General features: G+C 37.4%; 20 protein-coding genes, 2 tRNA genes and 1 pseudogene. 13 read left to right on the forward strand and 10 right to left on the reverse strand.

Going from position 1 to position 25,171, the window contains the following annotated elements:
- From ACFIMX_RS05875 to ACFIMX_RS05900, 6 genes and pseudogenes are all read right to left on the reverse strand, one after another.
- Positions 1-1,785, reverse strand: a pseudogene (locus tag ACFIMX_RS05875) (hypothetical protein); the annotation flags it as partial.
- Positions 1,786-2,787: 1,002 nt separating this feature from the next.
- Positions 2,788-2,864 (reverse strand) — tRNA-Arg (locus ACFIMX_RS05880).
- A gap of 39 nt (positions 2,865-2,903) precedes the next feature.
- On the reverse strand, positions 2,904-3,209 hold the full coding sequence (locus tag ACFIMX_RS05885) for an ETC complex I subunit (protein ID WP_375617799.1): 306 nt from the start codon (positions 3,207-3,209) through the stop codon (positions 2,904-2,906).
- 88 nt (positions 3,210-3,297) lie between these two features.
- Positions 3,298-3,374 (reverse strand) — tRNA-Pro (locus ACFIMX_RS05890).
- A 711-nt stretch (positions 3,375-4,085) separates the two neighbouring features.
- Positions 4,086-4,775, reverse strand: a complete 690-nt coding sequence (gene hdaA, locus ACFIMX_RS05895; RefSeq protein WP_375617798.1) for a DnaA regulatory inactivator HdaA — start codon at positions 4,773-4,775, stop codon at positions 4,086-4,088.
- On the reverse strand, positions 4,772-5,983 hold the full coding sequence (locus ACFIMX_RS05900) for an AI-2E family transporter (RefSeq protein ID WP_375617797.1): 1,212 nt from the start codon (positions 5,981-5,983) through the stop codon (positions 4,772-4,774). Before ACFIMX_RS05900 ends, hdaA begins: the two co-directional genes overlap by 4 nt.
- A 158-nt stretch (positions 5,984-6,141) precedes the next feature.
- Between ACFIMX_RS05900 and purM the strand changes: the two genes are divergently transcribed.
- Together purM and purN are read left to right on the forward strand one after the other, a co-directional pair.
- On the forward strand, positions 6,142-7,251 hold the full coding sequence (gene purM / locus ACFIMX_RS05905) for a phosphoribosylformylglycinamidine cyclo-ligase (RefSeq protein WP_375617796.1): 1,110 nt from the start codon (positions 6,142-6,144) through the stop codon (positions 7,249-7,251).
- Positions 7,248-7,859 carry a phosphoribosylglycinamide formyltransferase gene (gene purN / locus ACFIMX_RS05910; protein WP_375633163.1) on the forward strand — a complete coding sequence of 204 codons (612 nt, stop codon included), beginning with the start codon at positions 7,248-7,250 and terminating at the stop codon, positions 7,857-7,859. The genes purM and purN overlap by 4 nt, the downstream gene beginning before the upstream one ends.
- Positions 7,860-8,138: 279 nt before the next feature.
- Here purN and ACFIMX_RS05915 read toward each other — a convergent pair whose 3' ends face one another.
- Positions 8,139-10,667, reverse strand: a complete 2,529-nt coding sequence (locus ACFIMX_RS05915) for a response regulator (RefSeq protein ID WP_375694176.1) — start codon at positions 10,665-10,667, stop codon at positions 8,139-8,141.
- A gap of 219 nt (positions 10,668-10,886) precedes the next feature.
- Between ACFIMX_RS05915 and ACFIMX_RS05920 the strand changes: the two genes are divergently transcribed.
- Positions 10,887-11,363: a hypothetical protein gene (locus tag ACFIMX_RS05920; RefSeq protein ID WP_375617793.1), complete on the forward strand. Its 477-nt coding sequence runs from the start codon at positions 10,887-10,889 to the stop codon at positions 11,361-11,363.
- A gap of 51 nt (positions 11,364-11,414) precedes the next feature.
- On the opposite strand, the gene dksA is transcribed toward ACFIMX_RS05920, so the two are convergent.
- The gene (gene dksA / locus ACFIMX_RS05925) at positions 11,415-11,831 is read right to left on the reverse strand and encodes an RNA polymerase-binding protein DksA (RefSeq protein ID WP_015856486.1); all 417 of its coding nucleotides are present in this window, start codon (positions 11,829-11,831) and stop codon (positions 11,415-11,417) included.
- 308 nt (positions 11,832-12,139) lie between these two features.
- The gene (locus ACFIMX_RS05930) at positions 12,140-12,679 is read right to left on the reverse strand and encodes a flavin reductase (RefSeq protein WP_375606632.1); all 540 of its coding nucleotides are present in this window, start codon (positions 12,677-12,679) and stop codon (positions 12,140-12,142) included.
- Positions 12,680-12,825: 146 nt separating this feature from the next.
- Here ACFIMX_RS05930 and rpe point away from each other — a divergent pair, with 146 nt between their 5' ends.
- From rpe to ACFIMX_RS05980, 10 genes are all read left to right on the forward strand, one after another.
- Positions 12,826-13,512: a ribulose-phosphate 3-epimerase gene (gene rpe, locus ACFIMX_RS05935; protein WP_375633165.1), complete on the forward strand. Its 687-nt coding sequence runs from the start codon at positions 12,826-12,828 to the stop codon at positions 13,510-13,512.
- A complete protein-coding gene (gene purB, locus ACFIMX_RS05940; protein ID WP_375617806.1) occupies positions 13,512-14,819 on the forward strand; it encodes an adenylosuccinate lyase in 1,308 nt (435 codons plus the stop codon). The genes rpe and purB overlap by 1 nt, the downstream gene beginning before the upstream one ends.
- 68 nt (positions 14,820-14,887) lie before the next feature.
- Positions 14,888-15,436: an alpha/beta hydrolase gene (locus tag ACFIMX_RS05945; RefSeq protein WP_273791178.1), complete on the forward strand. Its 549-nt coding sequence runs from the start codon at positions 14,888-14,890 to the stop codon at positions 15,434-15,436.
- Positions 15,437-15,609: 173 nt separating this feature from the next.
- Positions 15,610-16,374, forward strand: a complete 765-nt coding sequence (gene purC, locus ACFIMX_RS05950) for a phosphoribosylaminoimidazolesuccinocarboxamide synthase (protein WP_375617805.1) — start codon at positions 15,610-15,612, stop codon at positions 16,372-16,374.
- Between the two features lie 78 nt (positions 16,375-16,452).
- Positions 16,453-16,692, forward strand: coding sequence for a phosphoribosylformylglycinamidine synthase subunit PurS (purS, locus tag ACFIMX_RS05955; RefSeq protein WP_375611546.1), 240 nt, complete (start codon positions 16,453-16,455; stop codon positions 16,690-16,692).
- An 11-nt stretch (positions 16,693-16,703) separates the two neighbouring features.
- Positions 16,704-17,375 carry a phosphoribosylformylglycinamidine synthase subunit PurQ gene (gene purQ, locus ACFIMX_RS05960; protein ID WP_375639851.1) on the forward strand — a complete coding sequence of 224 codons (672 nt, stop codon included), beginning with the start codon at positions 16,704-16,706 and terminating at the stop codon, positions 17,373-17,375.
- 294 nt (positions 17,376-17,669) lie between these two features.
- The gene (purL, locus tag ACFIMX_RS05965; protein WP_375694177.1) at positions 17,670-19,880 is read left to right on the forward strand and encodes a phosphoribosylformylglycinamidine synthase subunit PurL; all 2,211 of its coding nucleotides are present in this window, start codon (positions 17,670-17,672) and stop codon (positions 19,878-19,880) included.
- Between the two features lie 59 nt (positions 19,881-19,939).
- Positions 19,940-20,173, forward strand: a complete 234-nt coding sequence (locus ACFIMX_RS05970) for a BolA/IbaG family iron-sulfur metabolism protein (protein WP_375639915.1) — start codon at positions 19,940-19,942, stop codon at positions 20,171-20,173.
- 98 nt (positions 20,174-20,271) lie between these two features.
- On the forward strand, positions 20,272-20,604 hold the full coding sequence (grxD, locus tag ACFIMX_RS05975; protein WP_375617788.1) for a Grx4 family monothiol glutaredoxin: 333 nt from the start codon (positions 20,272-20,274) through the stop codon (positions 20,602-20,604).
- Positions 20,605-20,675: 71 nt separating this feature from the next.
- Positions 20,676-21,932: a multidrug effflux MFS transporter gene (locus ACFIMX_RS05980; RefSeq protein WP_375617787.1), complete on the forward strand. Its 1,257-nt coding sequence runs from the start codon at positions 20,676-20,678 to the stop codon at positions 21,930-21,932.
- Positions 21,933-22,399: 467 nt separating this feature from the next.
- Here the strand turns inward: ACFIMX_RS05980 and parC are convergent, their stop codons facing one another.
- Complete coding sequence (gene parC, locus ACFIMX_RS05985; RefSeq protein ID WP_375639852.1) at positions 22,400-24,649, reverse strand: DNA topoisomerase IV subunit A; 2,250 nt, start codon at positions 24,647-24,649, stop codon at positions 22,400-22,402.
- Positions 24,650-25,171: the final 522 nt, after the last annotated feature.

Below are 25,171 nucleotides of genomic sequence, written 5' to 3' on the forward strand. Positions count from 1 at the left end.
GGCTATTTTCTCTGCATTTTCTGCCTGATTGCGCGCTTGCGTCGCATCATGTCTTGCATAACCAGCAGACTCCTTGGCTTCTTTTGCTATCTTTTCAGCTTCACCCGCTACTGTCTCTACCTGTGATGCCTTCTTTTGTGCACCATCAGCTACCTTCTTTGCCTCTTCGGCTATAGACTTCGCACTACCTGCTACTTGTTTTAGACCATCCAAAGCACCTTTCGTTTCTTCTGCTACCTTCTCTGCCGCTTCCGCTTTACTCTTTGCTGCTGTAGCTATACCCTTCAACGCCTCCACACTCGCTTCACCTGCCGTTTCTCCTGAACGCACCGATGCTTCTGCTGCTACCTTCGCTTCGTTGGCTATTCGTGTTGCTTCTGTTGCACTCTGTTGCGCTTGCTCGGCTTTCGTCTGTGCACTATCCAACGCACTTTTGGCTTCTAAGGCTGTCGCTTTGGCGCTCCTTGCTTCTTCTTTTGCTTCTTCTGATAAGCTTTTTGCACTAGAGGCGGTTTGACTTGCTTGTTCACTCGTGGATTTCGCTTCAGTCGCAACAGTCTCTAAATTTTCTGCTTTAGATTTCGCATCGCTAGCCTCTTTTACAGCTTGCTCTACTTTCGCTGTCGCCTTATCAACGGCGCTTTTCGCTTCCTCCGCCAAACCCTTCGCCTCAGATGCCGTACTCTTAGCTTCTCTTGCTTCTGTTAATGCTGTAGTCGCTGTAGATTTTGCTTCATTCGCAACTGCCTCTACACTTTCGGCTTTAGCCTTTGCTGTTTCTGCTGTCTCCTGTGATGCTGCTGCCAACCGTTTTGCTTCTTCTGATAATGTTTTAGCTGCCTCAGCACTCCCTTTCGCATCATTGGCTATACTAGATGCCCCGCCCGCTGTTGTTTTCGCAGAAGTCGCTTCTCTTAATGCCTGTTCTGATGCCTTTTGCGCCTCTGTAGATGCCGTATTCGCTTTTTCCGCTAAACCTTTCGCCTCTTCTGACGTGCTTACAGCTGCCTCTGATTGTGATTTGGCTTCTCTTGAAGCTGTTAATGCTGTCTCTACTCCCGCTTGTACTTGTGAGGCTGTTTTTGTGAGTTCTGTAACAGAAGATGTCGCACCTTCTGATAACTCTTTTGCTTGTTCTGCAATATCCTTGGCTTCATCGGCTGCCTGTTTGGCTCCATCTGCCTTTAGACTTGCTTGCATGGCTACAGTCTTAACTTCATGACACGTTGCTACCGCCGTCGCTGCTACTTGCATCGTCTCTGTTGCTGTTTGTGAAGCTTCTCTTGCTGTTTGTTCTGCACGAGTTGCAATGGTCTTCGATTCATCGGCTAACCTCTTGGCTTCGGTCGATAAATTAACAGCATTCTCACTGCTCTGTTTGACCTCTTCAAAACGTTGTAATGCCGTAGAAAGGGAACCTTTCGTACTATTGATTTCCCCTGAGGCTCTATCGACTGCTGCTTTTGTCTCTTCTGCCATGCGCTTCGCTGCATCAGAAGTATTCTTGGCTTCTTCTGCTAAGCCATTGGCTGTATCCGCTGTCTCTTTCGCAAGGCTAGCCGTTGTCGTCGCTGCTTTAGCTTCTTCCTTCGCTTCATGAGACGTCGTAAGCGCTGTTGTCGCTGTTTGAACTGTTTTCGTCACTTCGCTAAGCGCTTGTTCCGAAACCCTCTTCGATTCTTCTGCAACCTGTTGCGCACCATTCGCACGCGACATGGCTTTTTCTGCTTCTTGACGTGCATTAACAACCTGCTCTAACGGCGCAAAGGTTTCATACGAATACAAAGAGGCCGTCCCTAAAAGCTTCGGAACAACAACGCTGTCTTGCGAAGTCCCTTCTCTGATTTNGGCAACGAATTGATTTATAATAATAATTCACTGTTTTGCATATTGAATGAGAGTCCCGAATATAGTAAGATTTTCTTATTCTAAACCCTCTCAGATTGAATCAATTCATATCACTTGCTCGCACATCAAAAGCGGGGCTGGTGTGTGGGTAAAATTTATACAAGAAAGGACTAAAAATGGCTCTTATGAACCGTCTTAATGCAAGATCTGTCGCAAACCCTACCTGAGAAACAGTGACAATCATGTTAAATCAAATTGTCCGCAAGTGTCTCTCATTGAAAAAAACAATATCTTATCTGGACGGCACATATAACATCTTTTTATACGAAAAAACTATAAAGAAGTAATTCGTTATGAATCACAGCTTCCAAGACAAGAAGATATTTTCCACCTCTTGTGCCATCTGTAAATTCTCATCATAAACAGATATCGTTTTTATTCTTCAATGTTTCATAAACTGTTCTAAATCGAATCCATCATGCCTTGTATCTAATCAAAATCGATCTTACCAAAGATCATGCTAAAAAACGTAATAATATTATTCATAAAAAATAAAAAAATCACAATAGATGTTTTTTGGCAATTTCACCAGCATTGCGGCTAATGCTTAAATCTAATCTAAGAAATAAAATATTCATTTTCAGAAAGATGAAAAGAAGCTCATAAAAAAGAATTTTTGTAATCTGTTTCCTAAAGCATGTGATATAGTAGCAACACGCGGCAAGAATATGCAATGCTAAAGTTTCAACAATCAAAAGCAATTTTTACTGAAAAAAGAGAAAACAGCATCATTTTATACTAAAACAGTCAACAGAAAACGTTTAACAACAAAATAAACCAAAAAACATCAAAAAGGTTCGGGATTATACAGAAAAATAAGCTAATAGAATAAAAGGAAAACTCTCTAACTTTTTATAGCCTATAAATATCATTTAAACATGGTGATCCCGACAGGATTCGAACCTGTGACCCACGGCTTAGAAGGCCGTTGCTCTATCCAGCTGAGCTACGGGACCCAACTGATTATTTTCTCAATTCAAAATAGCATCTTCAATTCAATGTGTCCAAGAATGCTGCCGATCACTGCGAAAATTATCAGAATAAGAAATAGCACGTCGAATCGATGTATGTTTCTTTTCTACACGGTAAGAGATAGCATTCTTACGTGCAAAAGCAATCGCTTCTTCCTTCCTATTAAATCGAATCCTTACCTGATTATTCATATCAGACGTTGCCGTGTAGCCCATAAGAGGTTCAAGCATTTTTGCTTTCATTGGCTCATACTCTAGAATCCAAAAACCTGTATTCCCCTTACCTGACTGCATAGCTGTCTTAGCAGGACTATAAATACGTGCGATCATGCCTTTTTCCTTCAGATTACACAACACTTGGATGATAGTTTTCACCACACGTACCCAATTGGGTCATTCTCACACACTCAATCAAATATGGTCGGAGCGATAGGATTCGAACCTACGACCCCCTGATCCCAAATCAGGTGCGCTACCAGGCTGCGCTACGCTCCGCCATTTACATTTACTTGATGCACATTTCCTAAAATTTTCACAACAGAAGTGCAAGAGAAAAACACACTTTTTTTTAATTTTGTTGCATTTCTTTACAAAAAAGCACATTTTTTAATTTTTCCCCCTACTCAATAACAAATTTATTGACAAATAGTAGAAAATAACTTCCGTAAGAAAATCCAATCTATATTAAAAAATAACGAATTTCTCTATAAGTATTTCATAATTTTTATCCTGTTTTAATCAAGCTCTCATTGTATCAAAACACATTCCACAGATACAATTTTAGAAAAAAATGACTTAAATATCATAGAAAAACTTTCCCAAAGAGAACATAAGCCAAAAAATTCAGCTGTATTAAGCTTTTTCCCCCTCTTTTTCTATCTTCCCAGAGACTCTTTTATTAAAAATTCTAGAATCTTCTACAATCCAAATCCATAAACAACAAACATTTTTTCAAAGCACAAAGGTTTTATTATAAATAAAATAAAGCGCTCTTTTTAGAAAAATTTTCAAATACGAAGATGGTAAGAATTCAACATCATACAATAAAATCTCAAAGCTATTTAAAATAAAAACACGATAAGAGTAAAAAATACTATTTTTTACTCTTATATAGATATCCAAAAAGAAAAAAATTTAAATGACTTGTCTTCCACATATTGAAACGATAATAGAAGGACAGAATAAGTAAGCCATGATAAGGAGTATTTACGGATTTCTTCTATTTAAAACTTCAGCAATAACAGCACGTGTTATTTTTCTTTTTCTTTGTAATGCCAACTGATCAACAGAATCAATAACACGCTTCAATGAAAATAAAGAACGTTCACAACGGCTTACAAGATAATAAACCGTATCTGGATGTACAATAAGTTGCCTATCGGAAAAAAGCTTAAATGCAACAGCTGTTAACAATGCATCATCAGGCTGATTAATTTCAACGAACATCACCGAATTAAGACGACTTTTTAGATCATTTAACATTAAATTCCAAGCGGAAGGAAGTGTTTGTGCCGTCATCAATAAAGTAGCTTGTCGTGCATCAAGATTTGCTTGCTTAATACTGTTAATTAAATGAAAAAGTTCTGTCTCATTGATTTCACCTGTATCAATATCCTCTATTAAAAATGATCTGCCTAAAGAAGCCATAGTAACAGCCTGATCAAGTTCATTGTGCTGAATCCTGAAAGCATCTGCTTTTTGGAGCCATATATTAGAAAAATGCGTTTTTCCAGATCCTTCTTTACCAACCAAAACTGCAATAGGTAAGCTCCAATTGGGCCAGTGATCAATAAGCTGAAAAGCCATACGATTGCTTTCCGTTACCACTAAATCCTCAAATTGAAAAATCGGATCATAAGGAAAATTTAAAGATAATTGCGTTTCACGCCCATTCATTTTAGCGGCTCCGAATTTCCGCTTCGCGAATACATCTGAGAACTCAGATAAGTATGAAGAGCAAAACGAACTAAAACGCCAACAGCCGCTGCCGCAGGAACAGCAACAAGCATACCAGTAAAACCAAAGAGTGAAGAAAAAGCAAAAAGTGAAAACATCAACCATACAGGATGTAATCCCACTGATGAACCTACAAGCTTGGGTTGAAGAATATAACCTTCAATAAATTGACCAATTAAAAAAAGTGCCATCACAACAATGATTCCCCCCCAATTATTGGGATAAAACTGGACCCATGCAATACCAACAGAAAGGACCAAACCACTCATTGTGCCGATATAAGGAATAAAGCTAATAAGACCAATAAACATACCAATCAAAAGACTAAAATTGAGTCCTGCAATCGTTAAACCAATAGCATAATAGCCTCCCAATATGAGACAAACTGTTCCTTGTCCACGAACAAAGCCTGCAATAGCTCTATCCATTTCATGAAAAATACTACGGACGGTTTCAAGATGATCACGCGGTATTAACGAATCGATTGCTGTTACCATACGTGGCCAATCTAATAACATATAAAATGCCACCACAGGTGCCACAACAAATAGGCTAACGATATTAACGATTGACTTTCCTGACTTTAAAAGTGAATTCAAAAGAGACGTAATAAAATCCGAACCTTCGCCCAAAAATCCTTTAATATTATTCCGTAATTCATTTGGATCACTTCCAAAATAGCGCCTTAACCAATCAAAATCATGCTCAACAAAAAAGGTTTGAATACGATTAATATAAACAGGTAAACCATCACTCATAAATTGCTGTATTTGCCAACTAATAACAGGAATCAAAATAACTAAAGCAGCAACAAAGGTAATAACAATAAATAAGGTAATAAGGACAGTCCCAAACACACGACGAATACCAAATTTTTCAAGTAATTGAACAATGGGATTGAGAAAATAAGCCAACACAATCCCTGCCACAAAAGGAAGCAAAATCGATCCAAAAACAAACATAAAAAGAATGAAAAAAATCAGCGTACCAAGCCAAAAAAAGATTTGTCTTTTCATATTATTCGGCAACGGTAATTGAGTATACGCTGGCACATAAGTCTTATAACGATCACGAGATGTATTCTCACTCACTTTCTTTCTCATAAGTTGCCAAGAAGACTGTTCGTGATTATCTGATATCTTGCTCATAAAATATCCTAAAAAAATCTTCACAAAAAATTATAAACAACTTCAAAATAAGGTACAAGAAAAGTTGCTTATTTTCTTATCAATATCTCTTGCAGAGAGAACTCTATCATGGCATTGCATAATATCAAAACCTGATTTTCCATTAAAGGAAGGCTCCAATGAGCAATCAAGATCTTACAAATAATAAATCCAAGGCTGGGGATAAATCCAAAGCTGGTCTTACCTACGCAAAAGCCGGTGTAAACATCGATATGGGTAATGCTATGGTAGAAAAAATTAAACCCTTTATACGCGCGACAAAACGAGCCGGAGCAGATGCAGAAATTGGCGGGTTTGGTGGCCTTTTTGATTTAAAAGCAGCTGGCTTTACAGATCCTATCCTAGTAGCAGCCAATGATGGTGTGGGAACAAAATTAAAAATTGCCATTGAAGTGGGGCACCATAACACTGTAGGTATTGACCTTGTAGCTATGTGTGTCAATGATTTACTCGTACAAGGAGCTGAACCTCTCTTTTTTCTGGATTATTTTGCAACTGGAAAGCTCGACCCTGAACAAGGTGCTGCGATTGTTTCTGGTATTGCAGAAGGATGTAAACAAGCCGGTGCTGCTCTTATTGGAGGAGAAACTGCAGAAATGCCAGGAATGTATGCAGAGGGAGATTATGATCTAGCCGGTTTTGCTGTAGGAGCATGCGAACGCAGCAAGCTACTCCCTTCAAAAGATTTGATAGAAGGTGATGTTATATTAGGTCTAAGCTCCTCTGGAATTCATTCCAATGGCTTTTCGCTTGTTCGACGAATCATCCAGCAAAATTATCTCAAATGGAATAACCCTGCCCCTTTTTCCCCCGAAAACAGCCTTGGTATAGCACTTCTTACACCAACACGCATTTATGTAAAATCGCTTCTTCCCATCATGCGAAAATATGAAGGGATTAAAGCTCTTGCTCATATTACGGGTGGAGGCTTTCCTGAAAATATTCCACGTGTCCTTCCATCTTCTCTCTGCGCTGAAATTAATCTTTCTACCATCAATGTTCCAGCAGTATTTTCATGGATTGCCAAACAAGGTAAAATAGAAGAAAGAGAAATGTTAAGAACATTCAATTGTGGTATTGGCATGATCATTATCGTAGCACAGCATGCAGCTGAAACAATTACACAAGCTCTTGAAAGAAAAGGAGAAACTGTAACTCCCCTTGGCATTTTAACAAAATGCCAAGATCAAAATAAAGGAATACTTTATAAAGGGGTACTGCATTTATGAAAAAAAAAATTGTTGTTTTTATTTCTGGTAATGGGTCCAATATGGTCGCACTTGCTCAAGCTAGTCAACAAAAAGAATATCCTGCTGAAATCGTCGCGGTTATTTGCGATAATCCGCGCGCAAACGGTATTGAAAAGGCGCAAAACCATAACTTACCTATTCATATTGTTGATCGTAAAATTTACAAAACAAAAGAAGAGCATGAAGAAAATATTTTTACGATTTTAGATCAATATAAACCGGATTTTCTCTGCTTTGCAGGGTATATGCGTCTTATCTCACCACGTTTTGTAAAACTTTATGAAGGACGAATTTTAAACATTCATCCTTCTCTTTTGCCTTCATTTAAAGGCTTAAACACACATGAAAAAGCTTTACAAGCAGGTGTAAAAATCACGGGTTGCACTGTTCATCTTGTTACAGAAGACATGGATGCAGGAAAAATCCTTGCCCAAGCAGCCGTTCCAGTCTATCCCCATGATACTGCTGAGTGCTTAGCACAAAGAGTTCTTAAAGTAGAGCATAAACTCTACCCCGAAGCTTTAAAAGCATTTATTGAAGGAAAGAGCAAAATGATAGATACGCAACAACAGCTTTTATCTTTTTGAGTGTATCAACAATCTATTAATCAGCATATTTCAATGCTTTACACATAGTTTTTACTCAGTTTCTACAATTGAAAATCTCTATGAAATGTTGACATAATAGAGTCCATCTCTTCATAAATTTTTGCACAAAATATGTGGTGTTTTTGAATTTTAGTTCATTTTCAAAATTCTTCTTTATTCAGTTCTATGACATTATCATAAACACTATTTATCAAAATACTCTCGTATTTCGCCTAAAAAATCTTAAAATACGCAATTTTCTATTGCATAATTTTTTGCTCATGACGAAAGTGTTTCTTTAACTGTTAGAGTTAACTGTTTGAGTGTAAAAGGTTTAGATAAAAAACCAAAAACAGCATCTTGTGGAAGATTTTTAGCAAAAGCATCTTTTGCATATCCAGAAACGAAAAGAAATTTGATACCAGGATAGTTTTTACGGACTTCCTTCAATAAAGTGGGCCCATCCATTTCTGGCATTACCACATCGGAAACAATAATATCAACATCTCCTTTTTGTTCCTCAAGAATAGAGAGTGCTTCCACCCCACTTGCTGCCTCTAAAACCGTATATCCTCTCATTTGAAGAGCTCTTACCCCCCCCATTCTGACCGCATCTTCATCTTCAACCAATAAAACAGTCGCAGATCCTGTTAAGTCTATATCTTTCTCTTCATCTTTTTCAATCTTTTGAGAAATTTCTCCTTTTATATTGGGGATATAACGGGGAAGAAAAATATGAAATGTTGCTCCTTCACCTTCTTTACTTTCACAATAAATATACCCACCGCTCTGCTTGATAATTCCATAAACCATTGATAAACCAAGTCCTGTTCCTTTTCCAACTTCTTTTGTTGTAAAAAATGGCTCAAACATTTTTTCTTGTATAGCAGCAGATATACCAGCCCCTGTATCTGAAATAGTCAATTGCACATACTCGCCAATTGCTAATCCAAGATGATTAAATTCAGCACTTTGTTGCTTTGTAATATTATTTGTCGCAATCGTAACAATACCTCCATCTAACATGGCATCACGCGCATTAATAACCAAATTCATAATAACACGCTGAAAAGATGCTTGATCAACTTCAACGCTCCACAAATCTCTTCCATGGATAATTTTTAACTGAATATTATTCCCCAAAAGTGGTAAAATAAGATTGCGGATATCTGATAAAAATTCAGTAAAATCAATTTCTTCAGGTCGAAGTGTTTGCTTTCTAGAAAACGCTAACAATTGCTGGACAAGAGCAGCTGCACGATTAGCATTGTTTTTAATATTGATCAGATCAGCATGAGCAGGATCAGAACTACGATGCGTATTTAAAAGAAGATCACACGACATTAAAATTGCTGTTAAAACATTATTAAAATCATGAGCAATGCCGCCAGCCAATTGTCCTACAGCTTGCATCTTCTGACTTTGCATCATTTTATCTTCAAGAGTTTTTTGTTCGGTTGTTTCAATCACAGAGATAATAAGCAAATCTTGCAATGCATCACCGTGATAGGGCGGTACAGACATAATATGGAGCCGTAAATGGCATTCTTCATTTTTTTCTAAAACAGTTTCTAGAGAAACAAAATAATTTTTATTTGTCGCAATTCTCTGAAAAGAACGCTCTAACTGCACACAATCACGACGAGAAATAACATCATAAAAATTGACAGCTTTGTCCATACATCCCGTAAGTGATGAAAAAGCTTTATTCATATGAACCAATTGCCCTGCATGATCCACCACAGCTATTGCAAAAGGACTCGCATCAAAATATTCTCCTAATATACTGGGTAATTTTAATTGATCATCTTCTTCTTTTTGTACTTGTTGTGGAATGATCACAATACGATAAATGGCCTCCTCTTCTAAGAGAGAAGAAACAGATATAAGACAATGGAATATTTTCTCACAAGTCGTGTATGAATTTAAACATAACGAAAACCTATAAGGTAAAGAGTAACCTGAACTTTGATATCTGTTGGTTTGCAAACAGATATCACTCCATGAGCTCTTAGCACCAACGCTATCAAATAACGAATCAAAATTATGTTGACCAATTGAGAAATTCGCTAAATCAATTGAGAACCATTCTGCAAAAGTCGCATTGGCATAAAGAATAGTTCCTTGTTTATTAACGGATACAAAACCAATAGAAGCTTGATCCAAGTGATTGATAGCCTCTTGAAGGTTCGAGAAAAAAACTTCTCGCGTTTGTTGTAAGTGCGAAATATCAGTAATACGCCAAAATAAAAGCTTTTTTTTCTGTTTTGTGATAGGTTGAACGGAAATATTATACCAAACAGATTTTTTTGGTGTAGAATCAGTAAAAATTGGCTGTTCTACTCTTAATTCCTCTTGCGCTGCAAGATTATTACAGGCTGCAACCTTTAAGCGGTACGAGAGTCCACCAGCTCCTGGAAGATCCGCAATAACCCTATAACAAGACACTTCAGGCTTATAGGTCAGAATTTTTCGATAGTTTTGATTAGAATAATAAACAAAACCAGAAAGATCAGAGATTACAATTGCATCATCGCTCCTATTAAAGATGCTAAAATCAAAATCTTCATGCAACCACACATGATATCTTAAAATTCCCATTCCACACAAAACGAGTGTTGCAACACCGATCATTGCTAGAATCAAAAAAGATATTGATATCGCCTGTTGCAAATAGTTTTGTGTATAAAAAAAACCTAAAATACCCACAATGAAAAGAAAACCTAATACAAAAACAACACCAAAAATCACAACTCTCCGATGAAACGAAGACGCTGATCTTTCATTATTCTCAAAATCTTTATCCATCTCTCTTTGCCTTAGCTTATAGCTATTTCTTATGTCACAAAACTTCCTTTATATTCGTTGTTATGTTGTTATAAAGTATATGGTATGATATTATCTAAGATAAGCTCGCTTAATATTCAAAAGTTTATTTCTTACCATTATAAGTGAACCTTTTGAGGGTATGTTTATAAATTTATCTCAATAAAAAATAATATTTCCATCCAAAATGGGAGAAAATCTATGTATATCTGGTTATCAGAGCAAATAGGTGTATTTGCTGCAAACATAACGATAAGCTTTTTGCTTTTTATAATAACAATCGCAGCTATTACCGTAATTATCGTGTTTTTACGTCGCTTAAGTACGGGAAGATACAGCATTAATAGAAAAAAAAGTCTATCACGATTAGCATTATGTGAAGTAATTTCTATAGATCGGGCACGCCGCCTTGTTTTAGTCCGTTGCGATAATAAAGAACATTTGCTCCTTATTGGCGGATTAACAGATGTGGTTGTAGAATCTGATATTACTGGTACATCAAAAATACAAAAAAGAGAAACACACACACATCTAAATTCCGCCCTTCCAGAAAGAAACGATATATCGGATAAAAGTCCCTCTCCTTTTACGAATCAAGCGGTAAAAGATTCAGCCATCACCGCCGAAATTGAGGGGCGGCAAGAACCATCTTTATTCATTCCTACCCCTCAAAAATAAAATATACAATTTTATCACCACGAATTTCGTTTGTTTATCATCTCAATAACCTTAATCATCGCGATAAACTCTTTCACGTCGTTCATGACGTTCTTGCGCTTCCAATGACAAAACGGCTATCGGCCGAGCCTCAAGACGCTTTATACTAATGGGTTCGCCGGTTTCTTCACAAAAACCGTATGTCCCATTATCAATGCGCTCTAAAGCAGCATCTATTTTTGAAATAAGTTTCCTCTGACGATCACGAGCACGTAATTCGATTGTACGATCAGTTTCACAAGAAGCCCGATCAGTCAAATCGGGCTGACCAACATTCTCTTCCTGCAAATTTTCCAAAGTCTCACGAGCTTCTTTTAATATATCATTCTTCCAAGAAACCAATTTAGCACGAAAATACGCCTTTTGCCGCTCATTCATAAAAGGCTCATCTTCACTAGGGCGATATTGACCATCAATCTCTTCGCTCATGCAATAAAAAACCTCCACATATGCTATGTGCGGTCTATATATTGTGCAATACCCATCAACACAAGAGTAAAATGTTTTTTCATAACAATCGACGAATATATCTAAATGCACTGTTTAGGTTTGATCGCTTTTTTATGTAGATTGAATTCTTGATCAAATCTCATCCAAAATCATTTTTCTCGCTTATTGAAAAACTTTAAAAAGAAGGAAATCAGATATCAGAGCCATCCCTCCTCTGCTCTCTACATTGTTTAAAATCTAAATGAAGCAACAATAAATCATTTCATCAATGCAAAAAAATAAAATCTTTATAAAGGCAAAGTGTGATATTCACGTTTCAAATACATCAAAGCATCTTTTTCTTTATTACAGTTGATTGCAACAACCTCACCAATCAAAACACAATGGGTTGCGTGTTCGTGCCAACAAATCAAACGACAATCAAACGACGCTAGAGCGTCTGAAAGACTAGGCGCCCCCGTTTGCAAAGCTCCCCATTGAGCAACATCAAAACGCTCATTTTGTGTAGAATTGCAACGCCTCGAAAAAACATCCGCTAATGAGCGATGTTTTCCTGCCAAGCTATTAACACAAAAATTTCCATTCTCCATAAACACCTGATTCTTTAAATTATGGCGCATGAGACAAACAAGAAGGGTTGGAGGATTATCAGATAAAGAACAACACGCCGAAACAGTCACCCCGCGTCTTCCCTTAATACCATTTGTTGTCACAATATGCACAGCTCCTGCAAAAAGACTCATGGCATCTCGATATTCTTGGGAAGAAACCGCAATAGTATGTTTATGTTGAAGTTCAGGCATCAAATATGTTTTATGATTCGACATATCTTTCACTTATAAAGCTTTAAAATTTCAAGCGATCTTTCCATAAAAAGACCTATAATACATATTTTTTCTTTTCCGTCATAACACAAAAAATATTTGTGTATACACAGCGATATGATAAAAACTGCCAATCTAAGGAGATTTTAATGCCCCATGCACATCTCATTTCGCCTTCTCTCTTGGCTTCTGATTTTTCTAAACTTGGACAAGAAATGTTAGATGTTGTTGATGCTGGTGCAGATTGGCTTCATCTTGATATTATGGATGGGCACTTTGTTCCTAACATCACCTTTGGTCCTGAAATTGTCAAAGCTCTGCGCCCATTAACAAAAGCAATATTTGATGTCCACCTGATGATCGCACCAGTAGACCCTTATTTAGAAGCTTTTGCAAAAGCAGGTTCCGATATTATAACTATTCATGCTGAAGCAGGTCCACATCTTCATCGTTCATTACAAACAATCAAAAAAATGGGGAAAAAAGCAGGAATCGCACTCAATCCAAGCACCCCTGAACATATCCTTGAATATTTGCTTGATCAATTAGATCTCATTCTCATCATGACGGTCAATCCCGGTTTTGGTGGACAAAGTTTTATTCCAGAAATAAAAGATAAAATTAAGCGCGTTAAAAGCATGATTGCAAACCGCCCTATTGATCTTGAAGTTGATGGTGGTATCACCGTTGATACAATTGGGATAGCTGCAAAAGCTGGTGCAAATGTATTTGTCGCAGGCTCTGCAATTTATAAAGATGGAAATAAAGAGCTTTACAAAACACGTATTAATGCATTGCGGCAAGCCGCAATCCTCTCACAACAAGGAAAAAAATGATGATCGCACGTTATTCCCGCCCTGCAATGGTAACAATTTGGTCTCCTGAAACAAAATATCGTATTTGGTTTGAAATTGAAGCCCATGCCTGTGATGCCCTTGCTCAATTAGGGATTATTCCGAAAGAAGCCGCCAAAGTCATTTGGGAAAAAGGGGCAGCAGCTAAATTTGATATCAATCGCATTGATGAAATTGAAGCAATTACCAAACATGATGTTATCGCATTTCTAACCCACCTAGCTGAATTCATTGGACCAGAAGCACGTTTTATCCACCAAGGCATGACATCATCTGATGTTCTCGATACAACACTAAACATTCAATTGATGCGTGCGAGTGATATTTTGCTAGAGGATATAGACCAACTTCTTGAAGCATTAAAAAGACGGGCTTTTGAGCATAAAGAGACAATCACCATTGGGCGGAGTCATGGCATTCATGCCGAACCGACAACATTTGGAATCAAGTTTGCTCTTGCATACGCTGAATTTTCCCGTTGTCGCAAACGTCTTCTTGCCGCACGAGAAGAAATTTCTACTTGCGCGATTTCAGGAGCTGTAGGAACTTTTGCAAATATCGATCCACGCGTTGAAGCACATGTAGCAAAAGCCTTGAGGATGCGTGCTGAACCGGTTTCCACCCAAGTAATACCAAGAGATCGTCATGCTATGTTTTTTGCAACACTTGGTGTTATTGCTTCCTCTATTGAAAGGCTAGCAATAGAAATACGCCATTTACAACGAACAGAAGTTCTTGAAGCAGAGGAACATTTCTCACCTGGGCAAAAAGGTTCATCGGCAATGCCTCATAAACGTAATCCAGTTTTAACAGAAAATTTAACTGGATTAGCCCGTATGGTACGTGCATTTGCACTCCCAGCCATGGAAAATGTAGCTCTTTGGCATGAACGTGATATTTCCCATTCATCTGTTGAGCGTTATATTGCTCCAGATGCGACTATTACACTTGATTTTGCTCTTTCTCGCCTCACATCTGTCATTGAAAATCTCATTGTCTATCCAGAAAATATGCAAAAAAATCTCAATAAATTCCGCGGTCTTGTTCACTCACAACGGGTTCTTTTAGCACTCACACAAGCAGGGATTAGTCGTGAAGATTCTTATCGGATTGTACAACGAAATGCGATGAAAGTTTGGGAACAAGGAAAAGATTTTTTAGAAGAACTCCTCAACGATAAAGATGTTACCAAAGCTTTAAGTGAAGAAGAACTTCGCGAAAAATTTGATCTTTCTTACCACACCAAACATATCAATACGATTTTTAAACGTGTTTTTGAAGAACAATAAAGCGACATAGAAAACCAAAATCCATTCCACCTATGATCAAAAATCTGTTGTAACAAAGAAAACAATTCATGAAAGCAAATCAACTCGATATTCTTATTGTTCCTGGCTACAAAGGATCTGGTCCAGATCATTGGCAAACACGCTGGGAAAAAAAATTGTCGACAGCCCGCCGCATTGAACAACTCCATTGGTCAAAGCCTGTTTGTGAAGAGTGGGTTAACAAAGTTAAAACCGCCATCGCAAAAGCTCAAAGACCTGTTATGCTTATTGCTCATTCATTAGGAGTTCCCAGTGTTATTCATGCAACTGTACAAAATACAGAAAAAATTTGTGGTGCTTTCTTTGTTGCCCCTCCAGATGTCGCCAATGAAAAAATACGTCCCAAACATTTAATGACATTTGGCCCCTATCATCGCCAAAAGCTTCCTTTTCCTTCTATTGTCATAGCCAGTCGCAACGATGAGTTTTGTCAATTTTCAGTAGCAGAAAAAATTGCCAATGATTGGGGATCACTCTTTGTTGATGCTGGGTATTCTGGCCATATTAACGCAGAATCCGGACACGGACCTTGGCCTGAAGGGCTTATGGTCCTCTCTCACTTTCTTGCAAAAATTTGATCCAAAAGAGGTGATCTTCTTTCTCATCGCTTATGTATCTTCACCTTTGGATAAACGTGTAATGATAAAAATTATAAAAGTATCATAGCAATATCATTGAGAAATTCTATCAATTAGGATAGTATCATTTATCAATGTTATTAAAAACCTCTCAAGATAAATAGAGAATCATGATGAATCGTCGCCACCGTATTTATGAAGGCAAGGCTAAAATTTTATATGAAGGACCTGAACCAGGGACTTATATTCAATTTTTTAAAGATGATGCAACTGCCTTTAATGCAAAAAAACATGAAATTATCGACGGAAAGGGGGTTTTAAACAACCGAATTTCGGAACATATTTTTAGCCATCTTGGACGTTTGGGCATCCCAACACATTTTATCAAACGTATAAACATGCGCGAACAGCTTATTAAAGCGGTGGAAATCATTCCGTTGGAAGTTGTTGTTCGCAATGTTGCTGCCGGCTCTCTTGCTAAGCGTTTAGGACTGGAAGAAGGAACCCCGCTTCCGCAATCCATCATTGAATTCTACTATAAAAATGATTCTCTCGATGATCCTATGGTAACGGAAGAACATATCACAGCTTTTGGGTGGGCTGTCCCACAAGAGATAGAAGATATCATGCAACTTTCAATTCGTATTAATGATTTTCTTTCTGGGCTTTTTGCCGGTGTTAACATCCAATTAATTGATTTTAAAATGGAATTTGGTCGCCTGTGGGAAGATGAAACAATGCGCATTATTCTTGCTGATGAAATCTCTCCTGATTCTGCACGACTATGGGATATGCACACACAAGAAAAAATGGATAAAGACCGTTTTCGTCGTGATATGGGAGGGCTTATTAATGCCTATCAAGAAGTTGCCAAACGTCTTGGTATTATGAATGAAAACGAACCAACACGACCAAGTGGTCCCGTTCTCGTAAAGTAAAAACAAGGTAAAAAACATCACCTTATACAACCCCCCCTCTTCAAAGGAGAGGTTCTTTTAAAAAGCAGGAAGCAAAAAATGAAAGCACGCATTACAGTTACTTTAAGAGAAAGCGTTCTTGATCCACAAGGAGAAGCGATTGTCGGTGCTTTAAAAAGTTTGGCTTTCGAAGGCATTCAATCCATTCGTCAAGGAAAGGTTTTTGATATTGTTCTTGATGATCTACCTTCTGAAACTGCAAAGAAAAAACTTGAACAAATGTGTGAAGAGTTACTCGCAAATACTGTCATTGAAAATTATACAATCGAACTTCTGTAAGTGAAACGCTCATGAAAACTGCCATCATTCAACTTCCTGGATTAAATCGTGATCGAGATATGGTTGCAGCATTACATCATATAACGGGAGTTGAGCCACTAAAAATTTGGCAAACAGAAACAACAATTCCAGATGTAGATGTTATTATTATTCCTGGTGGTTTTTCCTATGGCGACTACTTAAGATGTGGTGCAATTGGAGCGCGAACTCCCGTCTTAAAAGCCATTCGTGAAAAAGCACAAGAAGGTACAACAATAATAGGTATCTGTAATGGATTTCAAATTTTGTTGGAAGCAGGATTATTACCCGGTACTTTAATGCGTAACGCTTCTTTAAAATTTGTTTGTCGTGAAATCAAACTTGAAGTCGTCAACGCCAAGACAAAATTTTCTCAATATTATTCTAAAGGACAAATTATTCGTTGTCCTGTTGCCCATCATGACGGAAATTATTTTGTTGATAGTGAAACATTGAAACAAATGGAAGACAATGAACAAATTGTTTTTCGCTATGCAGAAAATACAAACCCGAACGGCTCAATGAAAGATATTGCTGGTATTGTTAATAAAGTTGGTAATATTCTTGGTATGATGCCTCATCCTGAAAACTTTATTGAACCCGCCCACGGAGGTACTGACGGTCGTTTACTTTTTCAAAGTGCTTTAGAGTTAGTAAATGGATAATACTGCAAAAATACTCGCGCTCCATAATTAAAAAAAACAAGGATTTATACCATTTCTTGCATCGTAAATTTATTAAACAAAGCTCTTCACAAACAACAATGGATATTATTTTCTAAAAACATAATTATTTAAGACCATTTTTAGTCTTAAATCCCACCAAACAAACGGACAAAATCTTCAGCTTACGGTCTATAAATATTTTTATTATTAAACAACATTATTGTTTATAATATAAGCTGCTAGGTTAAAAAAATAAAAACACTAAATTTCGATTAATTTGACGGATAAATACTCATGAAGCCTTGCAATAACATCACTATTACACCAGAACTCATTGCACAACACGGGCTAAAAGAAGATGAATATCAACGTATCCTGACGTTAATCGGTAGAGAACCAACATTTACTGAACTAGGAATTTTTTCTGCAATGTGGAACGAACATTGTTCCTATAAATCCTCTAAAAAATGGCTAAAAACTCTTCCGACAGAAGGAAAATGTGTCATCCAAGGACCTGGTGAAAATGCTGGTGTTGTTGATATTGGCGAAGGACAATGTGTTGTTTTCAAAATGGAAAGCCATAACCACCCTTCTTATATTGAACCTTATCAAGGTGCAGCGACAGGTGTTGGTGGTATTTTACGTGATGTCTTTACAATGGGAGCCCGTCCTGTTGCTGCTATGAATGCATTGCGATTTGGTGCTCCTGATCACCCACGAACACGCCATCTTGTTTCTGGTGTTGTTTCTGGAATAGGTGGTTACAGCAATTCTTTTGGTGTTCCAACGGTTGGTGGAGAAGTAAATTTTGATAAGCGTTATAATGGCAATATCCTTGTTAACGCTTTTGTCGCCGGTATTGCAAAGACAAACGCTCTTTTTTATTCTAAAGCGCAAGGTATTGGACTCCCTGTTGTTTATCTGGGTGCAAAAACAGGACGTGATGGTGTCGGTGGAGCAACAATGGCCTCTGCTGAATTTGATGATTCAATCAGTGAAAAACGCCCAACTGTTCAAGTAGGTGATCCTTTTACAGAAAAATGTCTTCTTGAAGCATGTTTAGAGCTCATGGAACTTGGAGCCGTGGTTGCTATTCAAGATATGGGGGCAGCAGGACTCACCTCTTCTGCCGTTGAAATGGGAGCAAAAGGAAATCTGGGGATACAGCTTAATCTTGATACAGTTCCTGTTCGAGAAGAAAACATGACAGCCTATGAAATGATGCTTTCTGAAAGTCAAGAGCGTATGCTCATGGTCCTTAAACCAGAACTAGAAAAGCAAGCAGAAGCAATTTTTCATAAGTGGGGACTACATTTTTCTATCATTGGAAAAACAACCGATGATTTACGTTTTCGTGTATTTCATCAAGGGGAAGAAGTTATCAATCTTCCCATCAAAGAGCTTGGTGATGAAGCGCCTGTTTATGATCGTCCTTGGAGTGAGCCGGCAAAAAAAACATCCTTGAAAGCAGAAGACGTCAAAAAAGTTGAAAATCTTGGTGATGCGCTTCTGAGCTTATTGAATTCTGCTGATCAAAGTTCTCGGCGATGGGTTTATGAACAATATGATACTCTTATCCAAGGAAATAGCCTTGCTTGTCCAGGAGGTGATGCAGGCGTTATCCGTTTAGGAAACAACAGCAAACGTGCTCTTGCTTTTTCTTCTGATGTAACACCTCGCTATTGTGAAGCAGACCCTTATGAAGGAGGAAAACAAGCTGTCGCAGAATGCTGGCGAAACATTAGTACGACAGGTGCAACACCACTGGCTGCTACAGATAATCTCAATTTTGGTAACCCTGAAAAACCTGAAATTATGGGACAGCTGGTTTTTGCTATTAAAGGTATAGGAGAAGCTTGTAGAATCCTCGATTTTCCTATCGTTTCAGGCAATGTTTCTCTTTACAACGAAACAAATGGGGAAGCCATTCTTCCAACCCCTACAATTGCTGGTGTAGGTCTTCTTAATGATTGGTCTAAAATGGTAACAATAAGTGGTATGCAAAATGGAGATATTCTTGTTTTAGTAGGAAATTGCGGCTCCCATTTAGGACAATCAATCTATGCACGTAACATTTTAAATATTGATGCAGGTGCCCCCCCCCTTGTAGATTTACAACTTGAAAAAAAGCATGGTCAATTTATTCGAGATGTCATACATCGTGGTTTTGTTCATGCTGCTCATGACATTTCTGACGGAGGATTAGCGATAGCACTTGCTGAAATGGTGATTAAAGCAGGTAAAGGAATCAAAGTAAAATTAAGCAATAAATCACCCCATCATGCAGAACTTTTTGGAGAAGACCAAGGACGTTATCTTTTAGCCGTCAAACCTCACTCTCTTAATAGTCTTAAAGAGCTCGCACAAATAAGTGCAGTTTCTTTAACAGAGCTAGGTCAAGTTGCAGGTGATGCACTTGATATAGATGGAATACTAAAACTTTCTATAGACAAACTCACAAAAGCCTATGAAAACTGGTTTCCCCAATTTATGGGTGAAGAGTAAAAATTGTTTTTTCTCTTAAACAGCCTTTATAAAAAAATGAACAACATAGGAGAATAATGATGGCAATGAGTGCCCATGCAATTGAAACGCTTATTCGTGAAGGCATTCCTGATGCTACTGTAACAATTCATGATCTTGCTGGAGATGGAGAACATTATGCTGCAGAAGTTATTTCTGAAAGTTTTCGTGGTAAAACCCGTGTTCAACAACATAAAATGGTCTATGATGCCCTTAAAGGCAATATGGGAAATGACCTTCACGCCTTAATATTGCAAACAAATGTCCCAAAATAATCTAAAATTTCTTCTTGCATTCACACATTTAATACGATTAAAAGCAGTATGAATATAAATTACACACTGATAAAAATCTGAAATATCGAGGGATAAAAATGACCACTGTTCATGATTTTATTGACAAAGAAATTAAAACAAACGACGTCATTTTATTCATGAAAGGAACACCTGACGCTCCGCAATGCGGGTTTTCAGGACAAGTTGTTCAAATTCTTGATTATTTAAGATTGAATTATAAAGGGATTAATATCTTAACTTCTAACGAATTGCGTCAAGGGATTAAAGATTACTCAAATTGGCCAACAATTCCACAGCTGTATATCAAGGGTGAATTTATCGGAGGCTGTGATATTGTTAAAGAGATGTTTCAAAACAATGAGTTACAGGAACTTTTGAAAGAAAAAAATATTCCATGTAATCAATCATAGGTATCTTTCATTTTATTCAGACTCTTAAAAAGAGCTGTTTTCAGACGAAATCTTTATTTCAAGGATGCCATATGTCATATTCAGTCGATGAACAAATGCATAGAGATGCGATTAGAAACAAAATTGGCTATAAAGAATTTGTTATTCTTATTGCTTCGCTCATGGCTATTAACGCTATAGCTGTTGATATTATGCTGCCAGCTATGCCCAATATTTTAGACGGCTTAAATGTTCTCAATGAAAATGATCAACATTATATCATTTCAAGTTATCTTATTAGCTATGGCATTGCTCAAATATTTTTCGGTCCAATAAGCGATAGATATGGACGACGTAAACTTATTCTTCTCGGGCTTGCTTTTTATTCATTTACAGCGATTGGCTGTGCCTTTGTAACTGATTTTTCTCTCTTACTTATTTTACGTATCTTGCAAGGTATTGGAGGGGCTGCTATGCGGGTTCTTACAGTTTCCGTCGTACGTGATCTTTACAGTGGTCGAAAAATGGCAGAAGTTATGTCTATTGTTATGATGGTTTTTCTTGTTGCACCAATGGTTGGTCCCGCAACAGGACAGATCATTTTACTACTCGGACATTGGCAATATATTTTTATTTTCATGGCAATGATTGGTTTAGGACTGATGATTTGGATTCAACTGCGCTTGCCTGAAACTCTTTATGCGCAACGCTCTCTTTCCTTTTCTTCAGTTAAACACAACTTATGGATTGTAATAACCAATCGCACAACACTTTGCTATACACTTGCAACTTCCATTATTTTAGGCTGTATCTTTACCGCCGTTAATACATCACAACAAACGTATGAAGGGATCTATAATCTAGGACTTTGGTTCCCTATTGCTTTTGCAGTTGGTGCTGCATTTCAAGCTCTATCATCATTCTTTAACTCTCAACTCGTTGGACGCCTTGGAATGCGGCGTATTGCTCATACTATGCTTTTGCTCTTTTGTGCCACTTCATGCATTTGGTTTATTGGGTCCATCTTAGCAGGTGGTGTTATCCCTTTTCCTTTTTATATGACGTTATATTGTATATTAATGTTTACCTGCGGTGGTATTATGGCCAATTTCAATACACTCGCTCTTGAACCTGTAGGAGAAATTGCTGGAACAGCTTCTTCTGTATCCGGCTTTCTTCAAACATCTATCGGTGCAGGACTTAGCTTTTTTATTGCCCAACAATTTGATGAAACAACCATCCCAAACTCAGCAGGATTTTTCTTTCTGAGTCTCACTGCCATACTTCTCGTCTTATGGGCTGAACGTGGTCATCTTTTTAGGCAATATAATAGTAATCCTAACGAATAAATATTACTACGAAAGATTAATAACATCTCTCTTGAACAATAAGAGGATAAACCTATCAGACAAAATAAAACATCTCCAAATAGAACACTCTTGTGTTAAACATTCACATTGTTTGTTTAAAGGTACAGCTCTCGAAATATCAAATCATTTCACGACAGCACCCATAAATGGTATAATGTAAAAAAATAAACATATCTATTGTTGCAACAACTCTTGTCTGTGAAACAGTTTATTAAAAAATATTTTGATTCTTTTCTTCAATAGTTTTTATGAAGACGGGCTGGCCCCTCATCTCATGACAGGCAAACAAACAGTTTTGATTGATTTAACATAAACAAGATCGAAATAAGAGAAGAACTTACGCTTTAGGTCTTTCGTTCAATATAAAAAATAATAAATTATCTTTATAAATTAATATCTTACACAATCATAAAACCATAGGGAACTTTCCCGTGTATAAAATACATTTAATTGATAAATTTTCCTGATTTTGGAAATCCTCTTGGAACCAAACGCCCGACGCCCGCACGCATTCCCATCCATTCAATGAGATCATCAGCTTGACGGTTAAAGATTCGTTCAGCTGTATCTTGCCAACTTAAGCCTTCTGATAAATTAAAAGTCTTGGCATCAACAACAACACCTTCTTTATAACGCTGTAAACGAACACCCTTACCGCGATTCATTTCTGGTATTTGTTCAATAGAAAAAATAAGCATTTTACGGTTTTCACCGACTACAGCAACATGATCACCATTTACCGGAACACAAAGCTTTACCTTATCAGGAGCTTTCACATTCATTACTTGCTTTCCTTTTCGTGTATTGGCGATCACTTCTGAAGAAGAAACAATAAAACCATTACCGTGAGATGAAACCAAGAGCAATTTTTCCTCGGCGTGATGCACAAAAGCTGTAAGAACATCGTGCTCATCATCCATATCAACTAAAAGACGAATAGGTTCACCATGTCCCCGCCCTCCAGGTAAACTATTTGCACCAATAGCAAAAAACTTTCCCCCCGTACTGATCAGCACAATCTTGTCGGTCGTAAATGCTGGAAATGCTAACTTTAAACTGTCTCCTTCTTTAAAAGAAAGCGCTTTATAATCGGTCAAATGTCCCTTCAAAGCGCGCATCCACCCCTTTTCAGAAATAACAATAGTAATCGGTTCTTTTTCGATCATTGCTTGTTGAATATCATCAAGATCATGACTTGGTGCCTCTTCAAACGTCGTACGTCTTTTCCCTAAGAGTGTTTCAGGACCAAAAGTGTTTCGAACTTTTTTGATTTCTTCTGAAATTATTTTCCACTGTTTTATAGGAGAAGCTAACAAATTCTGTAGCTTTTCTTTTTCAGCTTTCAAACTTTCAAATTCTTTACGAATTTCAAATTCCTCAAGCTTACGCAAAGAACGCAAGCGCATATTAAGAATAGCTTCAGCTTGATTTTCTGTTAATTCAAAACGACTGATCAGCTGCTTTTTAGGTTCATCCTCTTCACGAATAATCTGAATGACCTCATCGAGATTTAAATAGGCAATAAGATATCCATGAAGAATTTCCAATCGGCTATCAATTTGATCAAGCCGATAATGAGAGCGACGAATAAGCACTTCTTGACGATGTTCAAGCCATTGCTGCAAACTTTCTCGCAAAGAAAGGACATTGGGTATTTTTCCCAAAGACAAAACATTAAGATTAAGGGGAAATCTTACTTCAAAGTCAGTCAATTTAAAAAGAGACTCCATAAGGAGCTCCGGATCAACCGACCGATTTTTAGGAACCAGCACGATTCTGATATCTTCTGCTGATTCATCTTGGATATCCTCAAGCATTGGCAATCGGCGTGCAAGCAATAACTCTGCTGTTTTTTCAATAAGACGTGACTTTTGAATCTGATAGGGAATTTCAGTCACAACAATCACATAAGAACCACGGCTACCAGATTCCTGATGCCAACGTGAACGCAAGCGAAAGAATCCACGCCCAACACGATAGGATTCCTCAATACTTTTTTTAGGTTCAACTAAAATTCCCCCCGTCGGAAAATCAGGACCAAGAACGAATTGATTTAATTCCTCATCATTTACATCGGGATGCGCAATCAAATGGAGCGCTGCATCACAAAGCTCAGCAACATTATGGGGTGGAATAGATGTTGCCATACCAACAGCAATACCAGAAGAACCATTTGCTAAAAGATTAGGGAAAGCTCCTGGTAAAACAACAGGCTCTTCATCTTCCTCATTATAGGTTAAACGAAAATCAATAGCATTCTCATTAATTCCTTCAAGTAACAATGCAGCCACTTCAGTCATACGTGCTTCCGTATAACGCATGGCAGCAGCATTATCACCATCAATATTACCAAAATTGCCTTGCCCATCAACCAACGGATAACGAACAGCAAAATTTTGAGCCAAGCGCACCAAGGCATCATAAATAGACGAATCCCCATGAGGATGAAATTTTCCCATGACGTCACCAACAATCCGCGCACATTTCGCATAAGACTGTCCAGGATTTAGTTTGAGAAGACGCATCGCATGAACAATCCGCCGGTGGACAGGCTTCAATCCATCACGCACATCAGGCAATGCACGGTGTGTAATCGTAGAAAGTGCATAAGCCAAATAACGTTCCTGTAAAGCAGAACGTAATTCTATTGGTTCAATATGTTCTTTATCAAAAGGTAAATTCATTTTATCAGACATAGTATTAAAACAACAATTCCCACAATAATAAGAAATTATTTTATAGGATTTATTTAATGAAAGCTTCTATGAGTCGGCTTTTTTATTAAAAGTCAATTACATAAAAACAAACGCTGCAATTAGAACATGAACAGAAAATTATATCAATTTGAAAAATTTATACATGTCCTTCCCCCCTTGTCCTAAGTAATTTATTGAAAGCTTTGTCAAATTCGACGATAATTTAACTGCCCACAAAGAGTTATTTCATCTTTTCTGGAATGACAAAAGCACCTTTCAAACATCATCTTTTATTATAAAGATAAATTGTATAACAACCACATTCAGTTTTTCTATGAAAAACTAAAAAATATTCAAAACTTATGAAATTTAAACTTTTCAGAGTAAGTCCATAGAATGGAAAATCACATTATTCTCATAAAAACGAAGAGACACAATTCTCTGCTACAACGTTGTAAAAACTTCAATAAAAAACAAATAATATATTGACATATAAAGATAATTCATTTTTTTCAACTAAAA

Origin of the sequence: Bartonella sp. AD24XZML, from assembly GCF_042196485.1 — a bacterium.
Classification (GTDB): Bacteria; Pseudomonadota; Alphaproteobacteria; order Rhizobiales; family Rhizobiaceae; genus Bartonella.